The following is an 18,365-nucleotide window of genomic DNA, read 5'->3' on the forward strand; positions in this document are numbered from 1 at the left end:
AGTTTCCCCCGTTCCGGTCCCCGGTCTTCTTTCCCGCCATCCGTCCTCCCCGCTTTCCTGCGTAACATTCACAATTAAAGTATCTTCCTCAATTAAATTCCAAGTTTTTCAATAACCTTATAACATATCCATAAACTGCTTTGCTGCCTGTGAGATTGGAAGATTTTCATTAAAGGCCACGACCATCTGGCGGCCGGGTAGTTTTTCCTCTAGTTTTACGACAAATAAATCTTTATCATTATCTGGAATACAAAAATCCGGGACAAAGGCAATTCCAAGTCCAATTCGGGCCAGATCGATCAGAAGATCGTTGCTGCTGAGTTCAATCTCAGGAACCAGATCCAATTGATATTTCTGGAACATGTGATGGAGGAATTCGCTGGTTGTGCTTTTCCGGTCCAGCATTAAGATGGGATAAGTCTGAAGTTCCCTTAAACTCACCTTTTTGCCGTGAAGGGGGAAATAATCCTTATGGGCGACAAATACATCGCAGAATTCGTTTATGATCCTCGTATTTAAGTTATTGGAAAGGGCGGAATTGGGAAAATTTGTGATGATGAAATCAACCTGGCCGTTTTCCAATAGTCTTGCACACTCGATTGAAGTCTGGTTCATGACTTTTATATGGACATTGGGGTACATTTTGTGAAATTGATTCAAGTGGGGGATCAGATAATAGCGGCATATGGTGTCGCTGGCACCAATTCTGAGCTGGCCGCCGTTTAAGGTATTGGCTTCCAGAAGCTGATTTTCCCCCTTTTTAATCAGGTTCATGGCAGGCTCAATATGCTTTAAAAGAATTTCCCCTTCCGGTGTCAGCTGAACCCGCTTGGTGCTTCGGATAAACAAGGTTTGATTCAGCTTTTTTTCCAGCACTTTTATGGACTGGCTGACTGCTGATTGGGAAATAAAAAGCTGTTTTGATGCTTCGGAAAAGCTTAAAGTGACGGCAACATGATAGAAAACTTTATATAATTCATAATTAATATCCATTATTAGTCCTCCTTATAAGAACAACGTCATTTTATCAGAAAAATGATGAATTGTAAATACCTAATAAAATAATCAGAAACTCTATGGCTGAATAGTTACAGTTACGGCCCCTGCTGACGTGTCCGGCCAGTCCGCTGTAATCTGGAATATTTTGTAATATTTATTCTTAGGTATTTGTATTTCCTACATTATCGCATAGTTTGCTTAAATTCGGTTCGATCAGTTTACTGCATCCCGGCCACCCGGCAGGAGGTTATCAGTCAAAAGGCAATTGGGATAAACATTAAAAGCTGTATTATCTATGTTTCAGGATAAACAAGGCTGCAGTAGCGGCTCTGCTGATGATAAAGGTATTTACTATTTTATCCCCCATATGATAAAATACTATCTGAATAAAGATGGGATCTATTATATCAGTAACGGCTGATGACAAAAGATGCCTGTCGCGCTCAGGTGAGACTTTGGGCAGGCGGTAAATGGACGGCGTATGGAACTGAGTGAATTATGCTATAAACTGACTGATAAATGACGGATATGAACGAAGAAGTTCTTCCAAGAACACAATTTTGGAGACTGTGCATTGGTTAAGGGCTGCTTTCATGGATTGGCAGTTAAATAATTGGATAGGCATATTGACAGATGGTCAGATTGTCGGGTCAGCAGGTCGTCGGATTGGCAAATCAGAGGATCCGACAATTAAATGTTCAGTGAAAACAGCAGAAAATATAGGTAAAGGTGGAAGATGCCATGGTTAAAACAGTAGTTTCGGTAGGGCTTCCGGTGGATGAAAGGCTGGAAGTCAAAAAGAATTCCCTGATGCCGGATACTTTGACGGGACAGGAAAAGAGGATATGTATTGTAACGGGAATCCATGGTGATGAATTGGAAGGGCAGTATGTGTGCTATGAGCTGATCCGAAGAATTAATGAAAATATAGGCTGCTTAAAGGGTATTGTAGATATATTTCCGGCGCTGAATCCTCTGGGGATTGATTCTGTCACCAGAGGAATTCCTATGTTCGACCTGGATATGAACCGGATTTTTCTGGGCAGTGAAAGCGGATCGGTTCCGGAGCATATAGCCGTGAAAATTGTTGAAGACATTGCGGGGGCGGATCTGTGCATTGACATTCATGCCAGCAATATTTTCCTGAGGGAGATTCCCCAGGTGAGAATGAGCGAAGGAACGGCGGAGAAGCTGCTTCCCTATGCAAAACTGCTGAATATTGATTATGTATGGGTTCATGCGGCGGCAACTGTGTTGGAGGCGACGCTGGCTCACAGCTTAAATACCCTGGGGGTTCCCACCCTGGTGGTGGAAATGGGCGTGGGAATGAGGATTACGGGAGATTACTGCCGCCAATTGACGGATGGAATTTTCTGTGTGATGAAAGAGCTGGGAATCTGGGATGGTGAGGTGATCCGGCCGAAAACGCCCATCATTTCCACTGACGGGCAGGTGGGCTTTGTCAATGCGAATGAACCGGGGATATTCATTCCCCATGTGGAACATTGGGATAACATCAAAGCCGGAGAGGAGATCGGCGTCATTTTAAATCCTCTGCAGGGCACTGTGATGGAAACGCTTTATGCGCCCTTTGACGGGATGGTGTTTACGCTCAGGGAATATCCGGTGGTTAACGCCGGGTCTTTGATCGCCCGTGTTTTAGGAGGTGATTACAGATGAGAAAGGAAATTATTTACAGTTTAAAAGGATCTTATCGTAATGACCTGAATGTTTATGGGTATCATTTTGGTAAGGGAGAGCCGTCCGCCTGTGTGGTGGGGGCAATCCGGGGAAATGAGATACAACAGCTTTATGTCTGTTCCCAGCTTGTTAAGGCGTTAAAAGAGCTGGAGGAAAAGGGGGCGATTGTATCCAATAATGAGATTTTAGTGATTCCTTCGGTAAACCATTCTTCCATGAACATTGGAAAACGGTTCTGGACCGTGGATAATACTGATATCAACCGGATGTTTCCGGGAAATGACCGGGGAGAAACAACTCAGAGAATTGCAGCGGGCGTGTTTGAGGTGGTGCAGAAATACAGTTACGGCATTCAGTTTACCAGTTTTTACATGAAAGGGGATTTTATCCCCCATGTCAGGATGATGGAGACGGGATTTCAGAGCCCCAGCCTGGCAAATCTGTTCGGGCTTCCCTATGTGGTGATCCGGAAACCGAGGCCCTATGATACGGCAACGTTAAATTATAACTGGCAGATTTGGGATACCAGCGCATTTTCCCTCTATACCAGCGCCACGGATTACATTGACGAGACTTCCGCCAGACAGGCTGTGGCCTCTGTGCTGCGTTTTTTGACGCGCATGGGGATTTTGAGGTATACCAGCCACAGCGGATATATCGCCAGCGTGATCCGGGAAGATGATTTGATGAACGTGCAGACAGATATGGCGGGAATATACAAAAGGCTGGCGGAACCGGGACAGGAGGTGCACCGGGGAGATGTGCTGGCGGAAATTTTGGACCCTTATGAGGGGGAGATTCTGAGCAGGATTCTGTCCCCAACGGACGGCATTGTATTTTTCGCCCATAATGCGCCTCTGGTGATGGAGGGCGCAGTGATCTTTAAAATAATCAGACGCCTTCATGAATAGAGGGACCTTCATGAATCGAGGGAGAAAGAGAGGAACAATGGAACACGATTTTTATCAAATGTATCTGGAAGAACTGGAGCAGATTGCTCCCTGCACGAAACAGGAGGAACTGCTCCTTTTAGAACAGCTCAGTCAGGGACGGGAGGATGCAAAGGCCCGTTTGATTGAGGGAAATTTAAAACAGGCTTTGGAATATGCAAAAGAGTATGAAAATAAGGGCTTGTCCATGGGGGATCTGGTTCAGGAGGCCAATATGGCCTTAACTCTGGCGGTTGGCGGCTTTACGGCGGGAGATTTTCAGGATTATCTGGAGAGGGAGATTAAAAAGGCGGTTGAGGCTGCCATAGAAGAACAGCTTGCGGAGGCCCGGACGGAGGAAGAGATTGCGGCCAGGGTCAATGTGCTTCAGAAGGTTTCCCAGGTCATGGCGGAAGAACTGGGACGGGAAGCAACTGTGGAAGAACTGGCGGCCAGGATGAAGATGACTGGGGAGGAGATCAAAGAAATTATGAAGATCACTCTGGATGCGGTCAATGTGATGCAGGCCGGAAGGGAACTGGAGGAGGATCAGGAATAGGATCAGGAATAAGATCAGGAATAGGACCAGAATGCGGACTAGAAATAGGGGATTTTGCCATTTTCATTTCTGGCAAAACTGAATATCAAGTTGCGTTTGCCATGTATCTAAGATATAATAGATGCATGGCAATTTTAGTTACGGAAGAGTAAAAAGGAGATGTAAAAAGAAAAATATGATACGGAGGTAGTGACATGAAGGGGAATGTTATAGTAGGCCAGTCAGGAGGTCCCACAGCGGTAATAAACTCCAGTCTGGCCGGTGTTTATAAGACAGCCATAGACCGGGGCGCGCCAAAAGTATATGGGATGCTGTTTGGAATCCAGGGGTTTTTAGATGAGCAGTATATTGATTTATCCGAACATATTAAGAATGAACTGGATATTGAGATATTGAAGCGCACACCGTCGGCATTTCTTGGAACATGCCGTTTCAAGCTTCCGGCAATTCATGAAAATCAGGAGATTTACGTGAAGATTTTTGAAATATTGAACCGGCTGGATGTGGAATGCTTCATTTATATCGGCGGCAATGATTCCATGGATACGATTAAAAAACTGTCCGATTACGCAATTTTAACCGGACAAACCCAGAAGTTTGTAGGCGTGCCTAAGACCATAGACAATGACCTGGCCCTTACCGATCATACGCCGGGATATGGAAGCGCGGCTAAGTATATCGCCACCTCGACGAAAGAAGTGATTCGTGACGGTCTGGGATTTTCTTATAAGAAAAAACTGGTGACCATTATTGAGATCATGGGCCGGAATGCCGGCTGGCTTACAGGCGCTTCCGCCCTTTCAGCAGGAGAAGACTGCGACGGGCCGGATCTGATCTACCTGCCGGAAATTCCATTTGATATGGATAAGTTTATGGATAAAGTGAAGGGGCTTTTGGAACAGCAGGATACCGTTGTTGTGGCTGTATCCGAGGGGATACGGCTGGCGGACGGCCGTTATGTCAGCGAACTTTCGGGAAATGCGGACTATGTGGACGCTTTCGGCCACAAACAGCTCACCGGTTCCGCCCATTATCTGGCTAATGTAATCAGCGCTGAGATCGGCTGCAAAACCAGGGCCGTGGAATTCAGCACTCTGCAGAGAAGCGCTTCTCATCTGGCATCCCGGGTGGATATCAATGAAGCTTATATGGTAGGCGGCGCAGCCGTTAAGGCAGCGGATGAAGGGGATACGGGACGCATGGTGGTAATCGACCGCGTTTCGGATGATCCGTACCAGAGCGCCACCGGAGTCTATGATGTACATAAGATCGCAAACGGGGAAAAACTGGTCCCCAGATCCTGGATCAATGAAGAAGGAACCTACGTGACGGAAGAATTTATCGACTATGTAAGGCCTCTGATCCAGGGGGATTACCCGTCGGTTATGGTTGGCGGCATACCGCGCCACCTTTATCATACAAAAAAGAAATAACAGAACAATAACTGCTGAAAACCTCCAGGGAATGCTGGCAAAGGCATGGTTCGGGGAAGAATAAAATTCAGGAGGTAGTAGTTATGAACGAAATCAGAGGAAATGTAATTGTAGGACAATCAGGCGGGCCCACGGCGGTGATCAATTCCAGCCTTGCAGGCGTTTATAAGACGGCCAGGGACAGGGGGGCGAAAAAGGTCTTCGGCATGCTTCACGGAATCCAGGGGCTTTTAGAGGAACGGGTGATCGATCTGTCTGCCCATATCACCAGCGATCTGGATATTGACCTGCTGAAACGGACGCCTTCCGCCTATCTTGGCTCCTGCCGGTATAAACTGCCGGAGATCAAGGATGATACGGCGATTTATGATAAGATTTTTGCTATTTTAGATAAACTGGAGATCGAATATTTCTTCTATATCGGAGGGAATGACTCCATGGACACGATTAAAAAGCTGTCCGATTATTCCATTTTAAATGGGAGCAGAATCCGTTTTATGGGCGTGCCCAAGACCATTGACAATGATTTGGCGGCAACCGACCATACGCCGGGATTCGGAAGCGCGGCTAAGTATATCGCTTCCATCACCAAAGAGGTGATTCGCGACGGGCTTGTATATGACCAGCAGAATGTAACCCTGCTGGAGATTATGGGGAGAAATGCCGGCTGGCTCACAGGAGCGGCGGCTTTGGCTAAGGGAGAAGACTGTGAAGGGCCTGATCTGATTTTCCTCCCTGAAGTGGTGTTTGACGTGGATCAGTTCATGAAGAAGATTTCCGATCTGCATAAGGTGAAAAAATCCGTTGTAGTGGCCATTTCAGAAGGCGTGAAACTGGCGGACGGCCGATATGTCTGTGAAATGAGAGAAGGGATCGACTATGTGGACGCTTTTGGACACAGGCAGCTTACGGGAACAGCCAGGTATCTGTCCGAGAAGATTTCCCGGGAAGTGGGCTGCAAAACCAGGGCCATTGAATTTAACTCCCTTCAGAGATGTGCGTCCCATATCGTTTCCAGAGTGGATATCACAGAAGCGTTCCAGGTGGGCGGAGCTGCTGTAAAGGCGGCATTTGAGGGGGAAACCGGAAAGATGATCATTCTCAAGAGAGTTTCCGATGATCCGTATATCTGTGTGACGGATATTTATGATGTTCACAAGGTGGCCAATGTGGAGAAGAAGGTACCGGATGAGTGGATCAATGAAACAGGCGATTATGTGACGCCGGAATTTGTCAATTATGTGCGTCCCCTGATCCAGGCGGAGCTGACGCCGATGATGGTGGATGGGCTGCCGAGACATTTGTATTATACGGATAAAGAAAAATAGAATATATTAATCAAACTAATCAATGCCATAAGATATATTAATTTCTCTTATTTATATATCTTATGGTATTATTATATTCAGGTAAATTTGTTAAAGCGTCATAGACGAAGGAGGATACAATGAGCGTTAAACGAGTGTATGTGGAGAAAAAACAGGATTTTGCCGTTAAAGCAGGAGAACTGAGAGAAGAGATAGGCAGCTATCTCGGCATTGATACAGTGACCGGCGTGCGTGTGTTAATCCGTTATGATATTGAGAATTTATCGGAAGAGATCTATAAGCAGTCACTGGTGACGGTTTTTTCAGAGCCTCCGGTGGACTTTGTATACGAGGAGGAGTTTCCAAAAGAGGAAGGGGATCTGGTATTCTCCGTGGAATATCTTCCGGGACAGTTTGACCAGAGAGCAGATTCAGCCGAACAGTGTGTAAAACTGTTAAAAGAGGATGAAGAGCCGGTGATCCGCTCCGCGTCCACCTATGTGATTTCAGGCGTTTTATCAGAAGATCAGATTCAGGCGATTAAATCCTTCTGCATCAACCCTGTGGATTCCAGGGAAACCGATGAACAGAAGCCGGAGACCCTGGTAACTGTATTCGAGACACCGGAAGATGTGATCATCTTTGACGGTTTTTCAGATTTTGCAGAGGACCGGTTAAAGGAACTCTATGATTCTCTGAACCTGGCAATGACATTTAAGGATTTCCTCCATATTCAGAATTATTATAAAACAGAAGAGAAGAGGGATCCGTCCATGACGGAAATCCGTGTGCTGGATACCTATTGGTCCGACCATTGCCGCCATACCACCTTCCAGACCGAATTAAAGGATGTGACATTTACGGACGGCGATTATAGAAAACCCATCGAGGATACCTATAATCAGTATTTGGCAGACCGTGAAGTTGTGCTGAAAGGCAAGAGCGGCAAATTTGTCTGCCTGATGGATCTGGCTCTTATGGCTATGAAAAAACTCCGCATGGAAGGGAAATTAGAGGATTTGGAAGTTTCTGATGAAATCAATGCCTGCAGCATCGTGGTGCCGGTAGAGATTGACGGTGTGGAGGAAGAGTGGCTGGTTAACTTTAAAAATGAAACTCACAACCATCCTACGGAAATTGAACCTTTCGGCGGCGCGGCCACCTGCCTTGGAGGCGCAATCCGCGATCCCCTTTCCGGGCGTACCTACGTCTATCAGGCAATGCGTGTGACCGGTGCGGCAGATCCGACCAAATCCCTGGCTGAGACCCTTCACGGCAAGCTGCCTCAGAGAAAGATCGTTACAGGAGCGGCCAGCGGTTACAGCTCCTACGGCAATCAGATCGGCCTTGCTACCGGCTATGTGAAGGAAATCTATCATCCCAACTATGTGGCTAAGAGAATGGAGATCGGCGCAGTGATGGGCGCGGCTCCCAGAAAAAATGTTATCCGTGAAACATCCGATCCGGGCGATATCATCATCCTGCTGGGCGGACGCACAGGGCGGGACGGCTGCGGCGGCGCCACAGGATCTTCCAAAGTCCATACGGAGGCGTCCATTGAAACCTGCGGCGCGGAGGTTCAGAAAGGTAATGCTCCTACGGAACGCAAGATCCAGAGATTATTCCGCCGGGCGGAAGTGAGCAGGATCATTAAAAAATGCAACGATTTCGGAGCGGGCGGCGTTTCCGTAGCCATCGGAGAGCTGGCGGACGGGCTTCAGATCGATCTGGACAAGGTTCCGAAAAAATATGCGGGACTGGACGGTACGGAAATCGCCATTTCCGAATCCCAGGAGAGAATGGCAGTTGTCATCGATCCAAAAGATGTGGATCAGTTCCTGGACTATGCAAAAGAGGAAAATCTGGAAGCAATTCCGGTTGCTGTTGTGACGGAGGAACCAAGGCTTGTGATGAACTGGAGAGGCCGGACAATCGTGGATATCAGCCGCGCATTTCTGGATACCAACGGAGCTCATCAGGAGGCCAAAGTGGTGCTGGAAGTTCCGTCGAAAGAGGGCAGCCTGTTTGAACGTAAAGAAACCGGGGATGTGAAGGAAACCTGGTTAAACCTGTTAAAGGGGTTAAATGTCTGCTCTCAAAAAGGGCTTGTGGAGATGTTTGACGGTTCCATCGGCGCCGGCAGCGTATTCATGCCTTATGGAGGCAGATACCAGCTCACGGAAACACAGTCCATGGTGGCAAAGCTTCCGGTACTGGAAGGCAAAACGGACACGGTGACCATGATGAGCTATGGGTTCGATCCTTACCTGTCCAGCTGGAGCCCCTATCACGGCGCTATCTATGCTGTGGTTTCTTCTGTTGCCAAGATTGTGGCGGCAGGCGGAGATTATAAAAAGATCCGCTTCACATTCCAGGAATATTTCCGCAGGATGACAGAAGATCCGGCCCGCTGGAGCCAGCCGTTTGCGGCGCTTTTAGGCGCTTATAATGCGCAGATCGGATTTGGCCTTCCGTCTATCGGAGGCAAGGACAGCATGTCGGGTACATTTAATGATATCGACGTTCCGCCTACACTGGTATCTTTCGCGGTGGATATTGCCAGCCATAAACATATCATCACCCCGGAATTTAAGAAGGCCGGAAGCAAAATCGTGGTATTTAGCATTGAAAAAGACCAGTATGACCTGCCGGTATACGGACAGATCATGGACGGATACGAGAAGCTGTTTGAAGATATTAAGGCAGGCAGGATCATTTCCGCTTATGCTGTGGAAGGGCACGGCATGGCAGAGGCTGTCAGCAAGATGGCATTCGGCAACAAGATGGGCGTTAAGATTGAGCACAATGTGGATCCGAGGGATTTCTTCGCAGCAGGATGGGGCAATATCGTATGTGAAGTTCCGGACGGCAAAGTGGGAGAACTGTCCATTTCCTATACTGTGATCGGTGAAGTGACCGATAAGGGCGTATTTGAATACGGCAGCACAGCGATCACCATGGACGAGGCGCTGAAGGCATGGACGGAGACGCTGGAGGATGTATTCCCAACAGAATCAGGCGTTAAGCAGACGCCGGTTTCAGAAGGCCTGTACGATGCAAAAGAGATCTATGTGTGCAAAAATAAGACCGCCAAGCCTAACGTATTCATACCGGTATTCCCGGGAACCAACTGTGAATATGACAGCGCCAGGGCATTTGAGCGGGCAGGGGCCAATGTGGCGGCAAAAGTGTTTAAAAACCTGAGCGCCCAGGATATCCGCGATTCCGTCGAAGTTTACAGGAAAGAGATCGCAAAAGCCCAGATCGTCATGTTCCCGGGCGGATTTTCCGCTGGTGACGAGCCGGAAGGTTCCGCGAAATTCTTTGCCGCAGTATTCCGCAACGCTGTGATCAAAGAGGAAATTGAAAAGCTGTTAAATGACAGGGACGGCCTGATGCTGGGCATTTGCAACGGATTCCAGGCGCTGATCAAACTGGGTCTGGTTCCAGAAGGAAAGATTGTGGAACAGCATAAGGATTCACCTACGCTGGCTATGAACACCATTGGCCGCCATATTTCCAAGATGGTATATACAAAAGTGGTTTCCAACCGATCTCCATGGCTTTCCGGAGCGGAGCTGGGCGGAGTGTACTGCAATCCGGCTTCCCACGGAGAGGGACGGTTTGTCGCCAATGAACAATGGCTGAAAACACTGTTTGAAAACGGCCAGGTAGCCACCCAGTATGTGGATGATTTGGGAAATGCCACCATGGACGAGTTCTGGAATCCAAACGGTTCCTATATGGCCATCGAAGGCATTACCAGCCCGGACGGCCGCATTCTCGGCAAGATGGCCCACTCAGAGAGAAGAGGGGAAGCGGTCGCCATGAATATATACGGGGAGCAGGATATGAAGATCTTTGAATCAGGTGTGAAGTATTTTAAATAATTGACGCCAAAAGCTTCAGACAGCTCTGGCGTTTCAGATGACCACACCATCCTTAACTGTGATGATCCGGCTGCAGCCTCCGGCCGCTTCAGGCGAATGGGTTACCATGATGATGGTCTGGCCGCAGCTTTGGTTGATTTCATGCAGCAGGTTCATGATTTCAGCTCCGGTGCTGCTGTCCAGATTTCCGGTAGGTTCGTCGGCAAAGAGGATTTCAGGGCTGCCAAACAGGGCGCGGGCGATCGCTACGCGCTGCTGCTGGCCGCCGGATAATTCCCGGGGCGTATGCCTGCGCCGGTCCCACAGGCCGGTGATCTCTAAAATGTGATCGAGCCGGCCTTTGCAGTCTGCAGCCTTTTTCCCATCCAGAAGCAGAGGGAGCATGATGTTTTCCTCTGCATTCAGGTTGGGAATGAGATTGTAAAACTGAAACACAAATCCGATTTTCTGCCGCCTGATGCGGCTTATTTTTTCATCCTTAAATCCGGAGATATCGGCGCCGTCCATAAGAACCCGTCCGCTGGTGGGAGCGTCCAGACCGCCCAGGATATAGAGCAGAGTGCTTTTTCCGGAGCCGGACGGCCCCATGACGGATACGAATTCCCCCTGAAAAACCTGCAATGATATGTCTTTGAGCACATTTACGGTTGTGCCTCCAATGCTGAAATCTTTTACAATATGTTGTCCCTCAACGGCAATTCTGCCGGCCGGCTGTTTCATCGGACAGACCTCCTTTTTCCTTATTCAAATTTGATTTCTTCCACCAGCTTCATACGGCGGCTTTTTATGACCGGAACGACAGATCCGGCCAAGGTTATGAGTATGCCCATCCCTCCGGCAGACCAGAATACAGCGGTATCCAGTTCCGGAACAATGGAGATTTTCGGCCCCGCCACAAGGAAAATCGTCCTGATTTCAAGATAGGATACGATGACTGCTATTGCGGCTCCGGCCAGGCCGGATGAAAAAACTTCGATCAGTGTGATTTTCACGTGCTGGCGGTTGGAAAGGCCGAAGGTTTTATACATGGCGGTGGTGCGCCGTTTTTGGATATAGCTGACCAGCAGGTTGTTGACCGTACCGGCTGCCGCCAAAAGGAGAATGAAATAGGTCATGCTGTGCATGGGCTGTAAAAAAGCTTCAACGACAGACAGGGCGTCTGTATTAAACTCCTCAACGGTCCGGCTCCAGTTGGGTGTCCGGCCAAACAGGCTGCGGATCTGAACCATGACGGCTTCGGGATCATCGGCGGTATAGGCGAGAAATTGGTAGTCCGAAGCGTTGAAGTCAGATACGGCAAAAGTGGAAGAGATCACTGCCTCCACATCGTCAGCACGGGATTTGAAGCTGCCGGCTACCAGATAATCATTTCCTGTGACGCCGTTTGAAAGGAACAGGGTATCTCCGGCAGAAAATCCTGTCCGTTCCATACAGCTTTCGCTTAACAAGAGGGTTCTCTGCCTGTCAAAGACAGCGACAATTTCTTCTTTCTTATCATTTTCCGTATAATGAAGGGCCATCATGGAGCTGAACCAGTCCAAACTGCCGGTTGCTTCCAAGCGGCTGAATACCGCTCCTTCTGCCTGGATTTGATTTTCATAAACATGGAGAGGGAGCACTTTGTTTACGCCCTCCATCCTTTTTACCTGTTCCACAAATTCCGGTTCCATGGGGCCGTCTGCGAATCCTTCCAGTTCTGCGCCCTTAAACACATCCCCCACATATGAGGTCACAAAGTCACTTGTCACAGTAATTGCGATTACGGCGGAAATGCTGATGAAGAGAAGGGTGATATTCTGCTGCACCGTTTTATTGTTTCTCATATTCCGGGCCGCAAGCCGCCCTTCATTGCCAAAAATGATCCCATAAATATGTTCCAGGCCGATGGAAAGCAGATCGGTTAGCAGGGGTACGGCCAGGACGGCAGCGGTAATCAGCCCTAACAGGGAAAATCCCCCTGCCGGATAGAGCATATTTTTGGAAACGGCCTTTGGAAGTATGGCCGCTGCAATAAACAGGGCGGCGCCGCATCCTGACAGGAAGGGGCGGGGAACCTGTTTTTCTTCCACAGTGCCGAGAACCACTTCTTTGACCGGAAGACGGCTGGCACGGTATATGGGAAACCATGCGGAGAAGAGAGAAACGGCTATTGCGGAGGTGATTGAAAAAATGATGATGAAGGGGGAAATGACAACCGGAATTTCAATCCCTTGTGACAGGGAATTCCCCATATCCTTTAATACCAGGTTTAAAATCAAAGAACCTGCCGGAATGCCGGACAGCCCGCCTGTAATGCCGTAAACCAGGCTCTCCAGCAGAAGAATGCGCGTCACGGTCTTCTGTGTGGCTCCGATACTCCGAAATGTGCCGATTGCCGGCAGACGTTCCAGGGTGATCACTTTATAACTGCTGTAGATGATGAAGACGCTCATGGTGAGGGCAAAAAAGCTGATCAGGAAAAAGGGCATGGATTTCTGCCGGGCATCTGCGGCGATCTTTTTTTCATCCGCAACCGGGGTTATTTTGAACGTTTCAGAGGACAGAGCGGCGGACAGTTCGCTTTTTAATTGTTCAGCGGATATGCCTGGGGCCGGCTTCACTAAAAGTTTGCTGTATCCTTCTTTTCCGCCTAAAACCGCTGACAGGGTGGGGAAAGGGAGAAGGGCGGTTGCGCCGCGTGTATGACGGAGGAAAACCGTGTCGTAAGCGGCGATTCCGGCCACCTCTAAAGAAACGGGGGTACCGCCAATCGTCAGAGTGACCGTATCGCCCTGATTAATGCCGTATTTTGAGGTAAAACGGTCCGGAAGAATCACCTGGCTGCCGGAAAAATCAGCGATTGGGTCTCCATCTGCCAGGCGGGGAGGATTGATCTGGTTGAGCTGGTCTAAGGGGGAGGCAATCAAATCAATGGTTTCGTAATAACCGTTTTCGTGGTAGAGGGCGGAGCCCTCCAGGATACCGGCTGCGAAGCAGGAAGAGGGCAGGTCTGTGAGAATGCCGGCATCGATTCTGCCGTCCGCAGCGGTTATGGAAAGGGCAGCAGTGCCCGCCATTCCCCGCGCCATTTTCCGCTGCGCGCTTTCATAGGATGCGCCGATGGATAAGGAGACGAAAATAAGGGTTGAAGAGAGCAGGACGGACAAGAACATGACGGCAGTCCGTGTTTTCCGCTCTATGATGGTTGTAAAAATGTATTTGAGTATTATTTTCAAACGTACACCTGCTTTCTGGCCTGGATTGAGCGCCGGAATTGGAATAAAAAAAGGCTGCCGGCTGTCACTATGGTCATGATAGCCGGTCAACCTTAATCTGATTTTCAGATAACCTTAATTAACCTTAATTTGTGGTAATTCCACCAGAAATTCGGTTCCAACTGAGAGGGCGCTGGAAACGGAGATTGAGCCGTGGTGGAGTTCCACGATATTTTTTGCGATTGCCAGACCTAATCCGGTGCCTTTTGGCATTTGTCCGGAGCAGGTTCCACGGTAGTAGCGGTCGAAGAGATGTTTTACTGTTTCCTCCGTCATGCCTTTTCCATCGTCAGACACGCAGATTTTTAAAGAGGCGCCGGACGATATGATCCGCAGAGTGACCTCTGTATTTTCCCCGCCGTGTACGAAAGAATTGAAGATCAGGTTTCGAAATGCACGGGTCATCAGGGTTCGGTCAAATACATATGAAATTGTATCCGCTGCGCAGTTAAAATGAATGGTGCGGCCCTCATATTCGGGAGTGTTCAGGATATCGATTACCAGTTCTTTCAGGAAACGGACCATGTTCTGTTCCTCCAGGTTTAAAGGCAGGATCCCGTTTTTTAATTGATAGACCAGCTTCAGGTCGTCAATGAGCGATTCCATATACAAGGCATTTTTCAGTATGATATTGGCATAACGCCGGGATTGTTCCTCCTCTTTCACATCGGAGACTGAAAGGAGTTCCGCATAACCTTTGATTGGGGAAAGAGGGGTTTTCAGATCATGGGTCATGTTGGCAATCCATTCCTCCCTCAGCCTTTCCGTCTGGGCTTTCAACTGGTCCCCGGCCCTGATTTCCTCATCCAGCGTGTTCAGGCTGTCATACAGGTCGTGAAACGGCCCGTGATCTTCAACGGGATAATAAGAGCGCAGCGGGATTTCCTGGATTGAAGCGGAAATACGCTTTATGGCCCCTGCCGTCCAGAAACCGTAAACAACACCTGAGATCAGTACGGTTGTGAATAAGACGGCCAAAACCGGCAGGATGAGATTCTTTCCGCCTGTGAACCTTTGGCCATTGAGATACATGGTGACTTTCGTGACATTTACAGGGAAATATAAAAGAACGGCATAATCCTTTCCGCTGTCGGAAATAATTTCCGCCAGGGCCGTTGTACTGCCGTATTTAGCGCTGCCTGTCTGCAGGAGCTGGATTAATTCCACGGCAGAGTATTCCGCTGGAACCTGTTCCGGCTTTTGGTAACTGAAAACTTCATGGCCGGAAGCGGTTAAAATCTGTATGCCAACCTTATTTTCTTTTAATAAATCCAATCCCTTCTGTTTGACCTGAGGCGAAGAGCCTGAAAAAGTGATCTGTTTTTTAAAATCTTCTGCAAATACTTTGGGCCAGTCGCTCCGCGCGGTTGAGCCATCCGGTTTTTGCACGGTAATCGACAAAAAGAACAGGGCGGCTGCCAGTAAAATGGTGCCGAGAAGGGAGAGGAAGAATATCAGGTAAATATGAAAGATGGCGCGGTATCCTGAATGTTTCATTTAATCAGCCCTCTTTTTAAGCTTGTAGCCCAATCCTTTCACCGTGATAAGCTGCCGGGGAGTGGACGGGTCATCTTCGATTTTTTCCCGCAGATGCCGGATATGAACCATGATGGTGTTGTCGCAGATGCCGCTGTATTCCCCCCATACCTGTTCGTAGATCCGCTCTTTGCTGATGATTTTATCTGCGTTTACCATGAGGTAGGTGAGCAGAAGATATTCCCGTCCGGTCAGGCTGAGTTCCTGTCCGTTTTTATAAGCGCGGCAGCTCTCTTTATCGATTGACAGAGGGCCGGCGGTTAAACGGGTTTCCGCATTGGGTGACCGGGATGTTTGATATTGCTGGCGGCGGAGCTGGGCCTTTACGCGGAATACTACTTCACGGGGGCTGAATGGTTTGCTAATGTAATCGTCACCGCCGCAGGATAGGCCGAGGATCTTATCTATATCATCATTTTTGGATGACAGGAAGAGGATGGAGCAGTAAGAAAACTCACGGATCTGCCTGCAGACCTCTAATCCGTCCATATCAGGCAGCATGATGTCCAAAATGATGACATCGGGGCTAAATTCCCTGCAGATGTTTACCGCGTCCATTCCAGTTAAGGCTTTTTGTATGGATCGGAAGCCCTCCTTTTGAAGTATCTCCTGCATCAGGTCCAGGATATCTGTTTCGTCGTCCACCAATAGGATTTTATATTCTGAGTTCATCATATAAGTTCTTTCTTCCGGCCGTTTCAATGGGGCTGCCCGGTTTGGCATGGCCGGATCACATTCTGTTTACAATGCCGGAAATTGAACCGGCAGCATGGTTTCCGTCAGTTTGTAAAAATTCTGACAGATAAATTATAATTCGGCGGTTAGGACAATACAAGAGGAAATCAAAATTTAAGGAGAGACACAAATCATTACTTTAATGGTAATTTTTTGAAAAATAGCATAATTTCACAAAATAGTACTATAAACGCTTTGAAAAAGCTTGTAATTTCAGCCTTAAAAAAAGTAACATTTCACAAAATGTTCCTAATTGCTAACTCAAAATCAATATGATACCATGAGTTCAGGATAATCAACTGCGTGATAAGGCAGGGGAAGGCGCCAACAGCCTTAACAGCGGGATGGTTATCAGACTTATTAGCTGTTATGTGGCAGAAGGAGAAGAAAGTATGAGAAAGTCAATTAAGCAGATTATAGCTGGCGTCATGGTATCGGCAGTGGCAGTTACATCATTGGCAGGATGCGGATCCTCTGAGAAGGAAGCGGCATCGACTACAGCGAAACAAACAGCAGCAGAGGCGAAAGAAGAACCGGTTCAGATGGAATGGCTGGTTGGTGAGACTTCAGCGGAGGTTGATGACAATGCGGAAGTTGTTAAAATGATAGAAGAGCGTTTCAATATTGATCTGAAGACATGGTATGTGGATTCCAACAAGTTCCAGGAAAACCTGAATGTGCGCTTTGCAGGCGGCGAGATGCCGGATGTGCTGGTGGTAAATGATTTATCCCTGCTTCCTACCTATGTAGACGGCGGCATACTGGGTGAACTTCCAATCGAATTAATCCGCGAAAAGGCGCCCCATTATGCGGCAGTGGCGGATGAACACGATGACGGGACTTTATGGAGCACCATGATTTATAAGGGAAAAAACTATGGAGTAACGAACCCGATGGATGCGGTTCCGATGGCCATGTTCTGGAGAAAGGACTGGCTGGACCATTTGGGGCTTCAAGTCCCAGAAACGCTGGATGACTATGAGAAAGTTCTGACCGCTTTTGTAGAGGAAGACCCGGATGGAAATGGAAAGAAAGATACGGCGGGAATGGCAGAACGGGCCTTCGGCGCAGTATTCGGCGCCTATGGGCTTCGCTGTGTAACCGGAGGCAGCCCCGGCTTCAAAGTGGAGGAGATGCAGTTGGGAGAGGACAATGTTCCGTTCTTCCCATATATTCATCCGGATGCGAAAAAAGCGCTGGCTAAATTACATGAATGGTATGAAAAAGGCATTTTGGACAAAGAATTTATAACAGGTGAAAATCATGGCGGTTATACATGGCTGTCCCATTCCTTTATGAACGGAAAGATCGGTTTGACTTCCGCCCAGCCTTCTCATTATCTGCAGGCCAGCACGGATACATCCGATGAAAGCAACTGGAGCGTGTGTATGAAGGAATTAAAAAGCCTGAATCCTGACGCCGATATCGTGATCGGCCCGGCGCCTGTGGGACCGGATGGAAAATCAGGTACGGAGGGATGGAATCTGACAGGGCGCTTAACCTGCTTAACCACAAAGGGCGCGTCCGACCCTCGTAAAGTGGATGCGTTTTTAGCTATGCTGGACGCTTATTATGCGGATATGGATTATGTCATGTTGGTGAACTACGGACTGGAAGGAAAGCATTATGAGATGTCTGACCACGGCCCGATCCGTCTGATGAACGGCACGGAACTGAGAAAAGAAGGGGTTTTACAGGTTGGGTTCGGCAGTACGGTGACTGTGGCGGAGAACATTACGCCTCAGAAAACAAAATTCGGTCATGATGTAACCGGAAACGGATACTATCGGTTCAATGCTCCGCCGGTAGAGGAATTTTCAAATGTGATCGCAACGCTGGATACCTTGACGGAACAGGCTTATTTTGAGATAATTACCGGCGTAAAGCCGATTGACTACTTTGAAACGTTTGTAGAAGAGTTTAAGGCCGCCGGCGGAGAGGCTGCCGAGAAGGCTGTGCAGAAGGCTTATGCTGAGAAAGTTGCGGCCGTTAAAAAATAAATATGAATGCAGATTTTTATTT

12 protein-coding genes are annotated in these 18,365 nt (G+C 48.2%); 7 read left to right on the forward strand and 5 right to left on the reverse strand.

Translation table 11 applies throughout. From position 1 onward, the window contains the following. Positions 1-117 precede the first annotated feature (117 nt). Entirely contained in the window at positions 118-993 is an 876-nt protein-coding gene (locus GPL15_RS26145; protein WP_215701610.1) for a LysR family transcriptional regulator, read from the reverse strand. Between the two features lie 747 nt (positions 994-1,740). Between GPL15_RS26145 and GPL15_RS26155 the strand changes: the two genes are divergently transcribed. The 6 genes from GPL15_RS26155 (at position 1,741) to GPL15_RS26180 (ending at position 10,818) form a co-directional block, all read left to right on the forward strand. After that, a complete protein-coding gene (locus GPL15_RS26155; protein ID WP_215701612.1) occupies positions 1,741-2,679 on the forward strand; it encodes a M14 family metallopeptidase in 939 nt (312 codons plus the stop codon). Then, positions 2,676-3,611, forward strand: a complete 936-nt coding sequence (locus GPL15_RS26160; protein WP_215701613.1) for a M14 family metallopeptidase — start codon at positions 2,676-2,678, stop codon at positions 3,609-3,611. The genes GPL15_RS26155 and GPL15_RS26160 overlap by 4 nt, the downstream gene beginning before the upstream one ends. A 10-nt stretch (positions 3,612-3,621) precedes the next feature. Next, positions 3,622-4,188, forward strand: coding sequence for a sigma-70 domain-containing protein (locus tag GPL15_RS26165; protein ID WP_252198643.1), 567 nt, complete (start codon positions 3,622-3,624; stop codon positions 4,186-4,188). Between the two features lie 194 nt (positions 4,189-4,382). After that, the gene (locus GPL15_RS26170; protein WP_215701614.1) at positions 4,383-5,621 is read left to right on the forward strand and encodes a 6-phosphofructokinase; all 1,239 of its coding nucleotides are present in this window, start codon (positions 4,383-4,385) and stop codon (positions 5,619-5,621) included. Between the two features lie 83 nt (positions 5,622-5,704). Continuing rightward, on the forward strand, positions 5,705-6,949 hold the full coding sequence (locus GPL15_RS26175; RefSeq protein WP_215701615.1) for a 6-phosphofructokinase: 1,245 nt from the start codon (positions 5,705-5,707) through the stop codon (positions 6,947-6,949). Positions 6,950-7,068: 119 nt separating this feature from the next. Then, positions 7,069-10,818 carry a phosphoribosylformylglycinamidine synthase gene (locus tag GPL15_RS26180; protein ID WP_215701616.1) on the forward strand — a complete coding sequence of 1,250 codons (3,750 nt, stop codon included), beginning with the start codon at positions 7,069-7,071 and terminating at the stop codon, positions 10,816-10,818. Between the two features lie 33 nt (positions 10,819-10,851). Here GPL15_RS26180 and GPL15_RS26185 read toward each other — a convergent pair whose 3' ends face one another. From GPL15_RS26185 to GPL15_RS26200, 4 genes are all read right to left on the reverse strand, one after another. Further along, a complete protein-coding gene (locus GPL15_RS26185; protein ID WP_215701617.1) occupies positions 10,852-11,538 on the reverse strand; it encodes an ABC transporter ATP-binding protein in 687 nt (228 codons plus the stop codon). 20 nt (positions 11,539-11,558) lie between these two features. Beyond that, entirely contained in the window at positions 11,559-14,033 is a 2,475-nt protein-coding gene (locus tag GPL15_RS26190) for an ABC transporter permease (protein WP_215701618.1), read from the reverse strand. 114 nt (positions 14,034-14,147) lie between these two features. Then, complete coding sequence (locus GPL15_RS26195; protein ID WP_215701619.1) at positions 14,148-15,569, reverse strand: HAMP domain-containing sensor histidine kinase; 1,422 nt, start codon at positions 15,567-15,569, stop codon at positions 14,148-14,150. Next, positions 15,570-16,280 (reverse strand): response regulator transcription factor, encoded by a 711-nt coding sequence (locus tag GPL15_RS26200; protein ID WP_215701676.1) that lies wholly within the window; start codon positions 16,278-16,280, stop codon positions 15,570-15,572. It abuts the gene before it with no gap. Positions 16,281-16,735: 455 nt separating this feature from the next. Between GPL15_RS26200 and GPL15_RS26205 the strand changes: the two genes are divergently transcribed. Next, positions 16,736-18,343, forward strand: coding sequence for an extracellular solute-binding protein (locus GPL15_RS26205; protein ID WP_215701620.1), 1,608 nt, complete (start codon positions 16,736-16,738; stop codon positions 18,341-18,343). Positions 18,344-18,365 lie beyond the last annotated feature (22 nt).

This window comes from Clostridium sp. MCC353, from assembly GCF_018785315.1.
In the GTDB taxonomy this organism is placed as follows: domain Bacteria; phylum Bacillota; class Clostridia; order Lachnospirales; family Lachnospiraceae; genus CHH4-2.

Excerpts from the sequence above, each read along its gene's own strand:
- GPL15_RS26145 (WP_215701610.1), bottom strand. The coding sequence starts at position 993 with ATGGATATTAATTATGAATTATATAAAGTTTTCTATCATGTTGCCGTC.
- GPL15_RS26155 (WP_215701612.1), top strand. The coding sequence starts at position 1,741 with ATGGTTAAAACAGTAGTTTCGGTAGGGCTTCCGGTGGATGAAAGGCTG.
- GPL15_RS26160 (WP_215701613.1), top strand. The coding sequence starts at position 2,676 with ATGAGAAAGGAAATTATTTACAGTTTAAAAGGATCTTATCGTAATGAC.
- GPL15_RS26165 (WP_252198643.1), top strand. The coding sequence starts at position 3,622 with ATGAATCGAGGGAGAAAGAGAGGAACAATGGAACACGATTTTTATCAA.
- GPL15_RS26170 (WP_215701614.1), top strand. The coding sequence starts at position 4,383 with ATGAAGGGGAATGTTATAGTAGGCCAGTCAGGAGGTCCCACAGCGGTA.
- GPL15_RS26175 (WP_215701615.1), top strand. The coding sequence starts at position 5,705 with ATGAACGAAATCAGAGGAAATGTAATTGTAGGACAATCAGGCGGGCCC.
- GPL15_RS26180 (WP_215701616.1), top strand. The coding sequence starts at position 7,069 with ATGAGCGTTAAACGAGTGTATGTGGAGAAAAAACAGGATTTTGCCGTT.
- GPL15_RS26185 (WP_215701617.1), bottom strand. The coding sequence starts at position 11,538 with ATGAAACAGCCGGCCGGCAGAATTGCCGTTGAGGGACAACATATTGTA.
- GPL15_RS26195 (WP_215701619.1), bottom strand. The coding sequence starts at position 15,569 with ATGAAACATTCAGGATACCGCGCCATCTTTCATATTTACCTGATATTC.
- GPL15_RS26200 (WP_215701676.1), bottom strand. The coding sequence starts at position 16,280 with ATGAACTCAGAATATAAAATCCTATTGGTGGACGACGAAACAGATATC.
- GPL15_RS26205 (WP_215701620.1), top strand. The coding sequence starts at position 16,736 with ATGAGAAAGTCAATTAAGCAGATTATAGCTGGCGTCATGGTATCGGCA.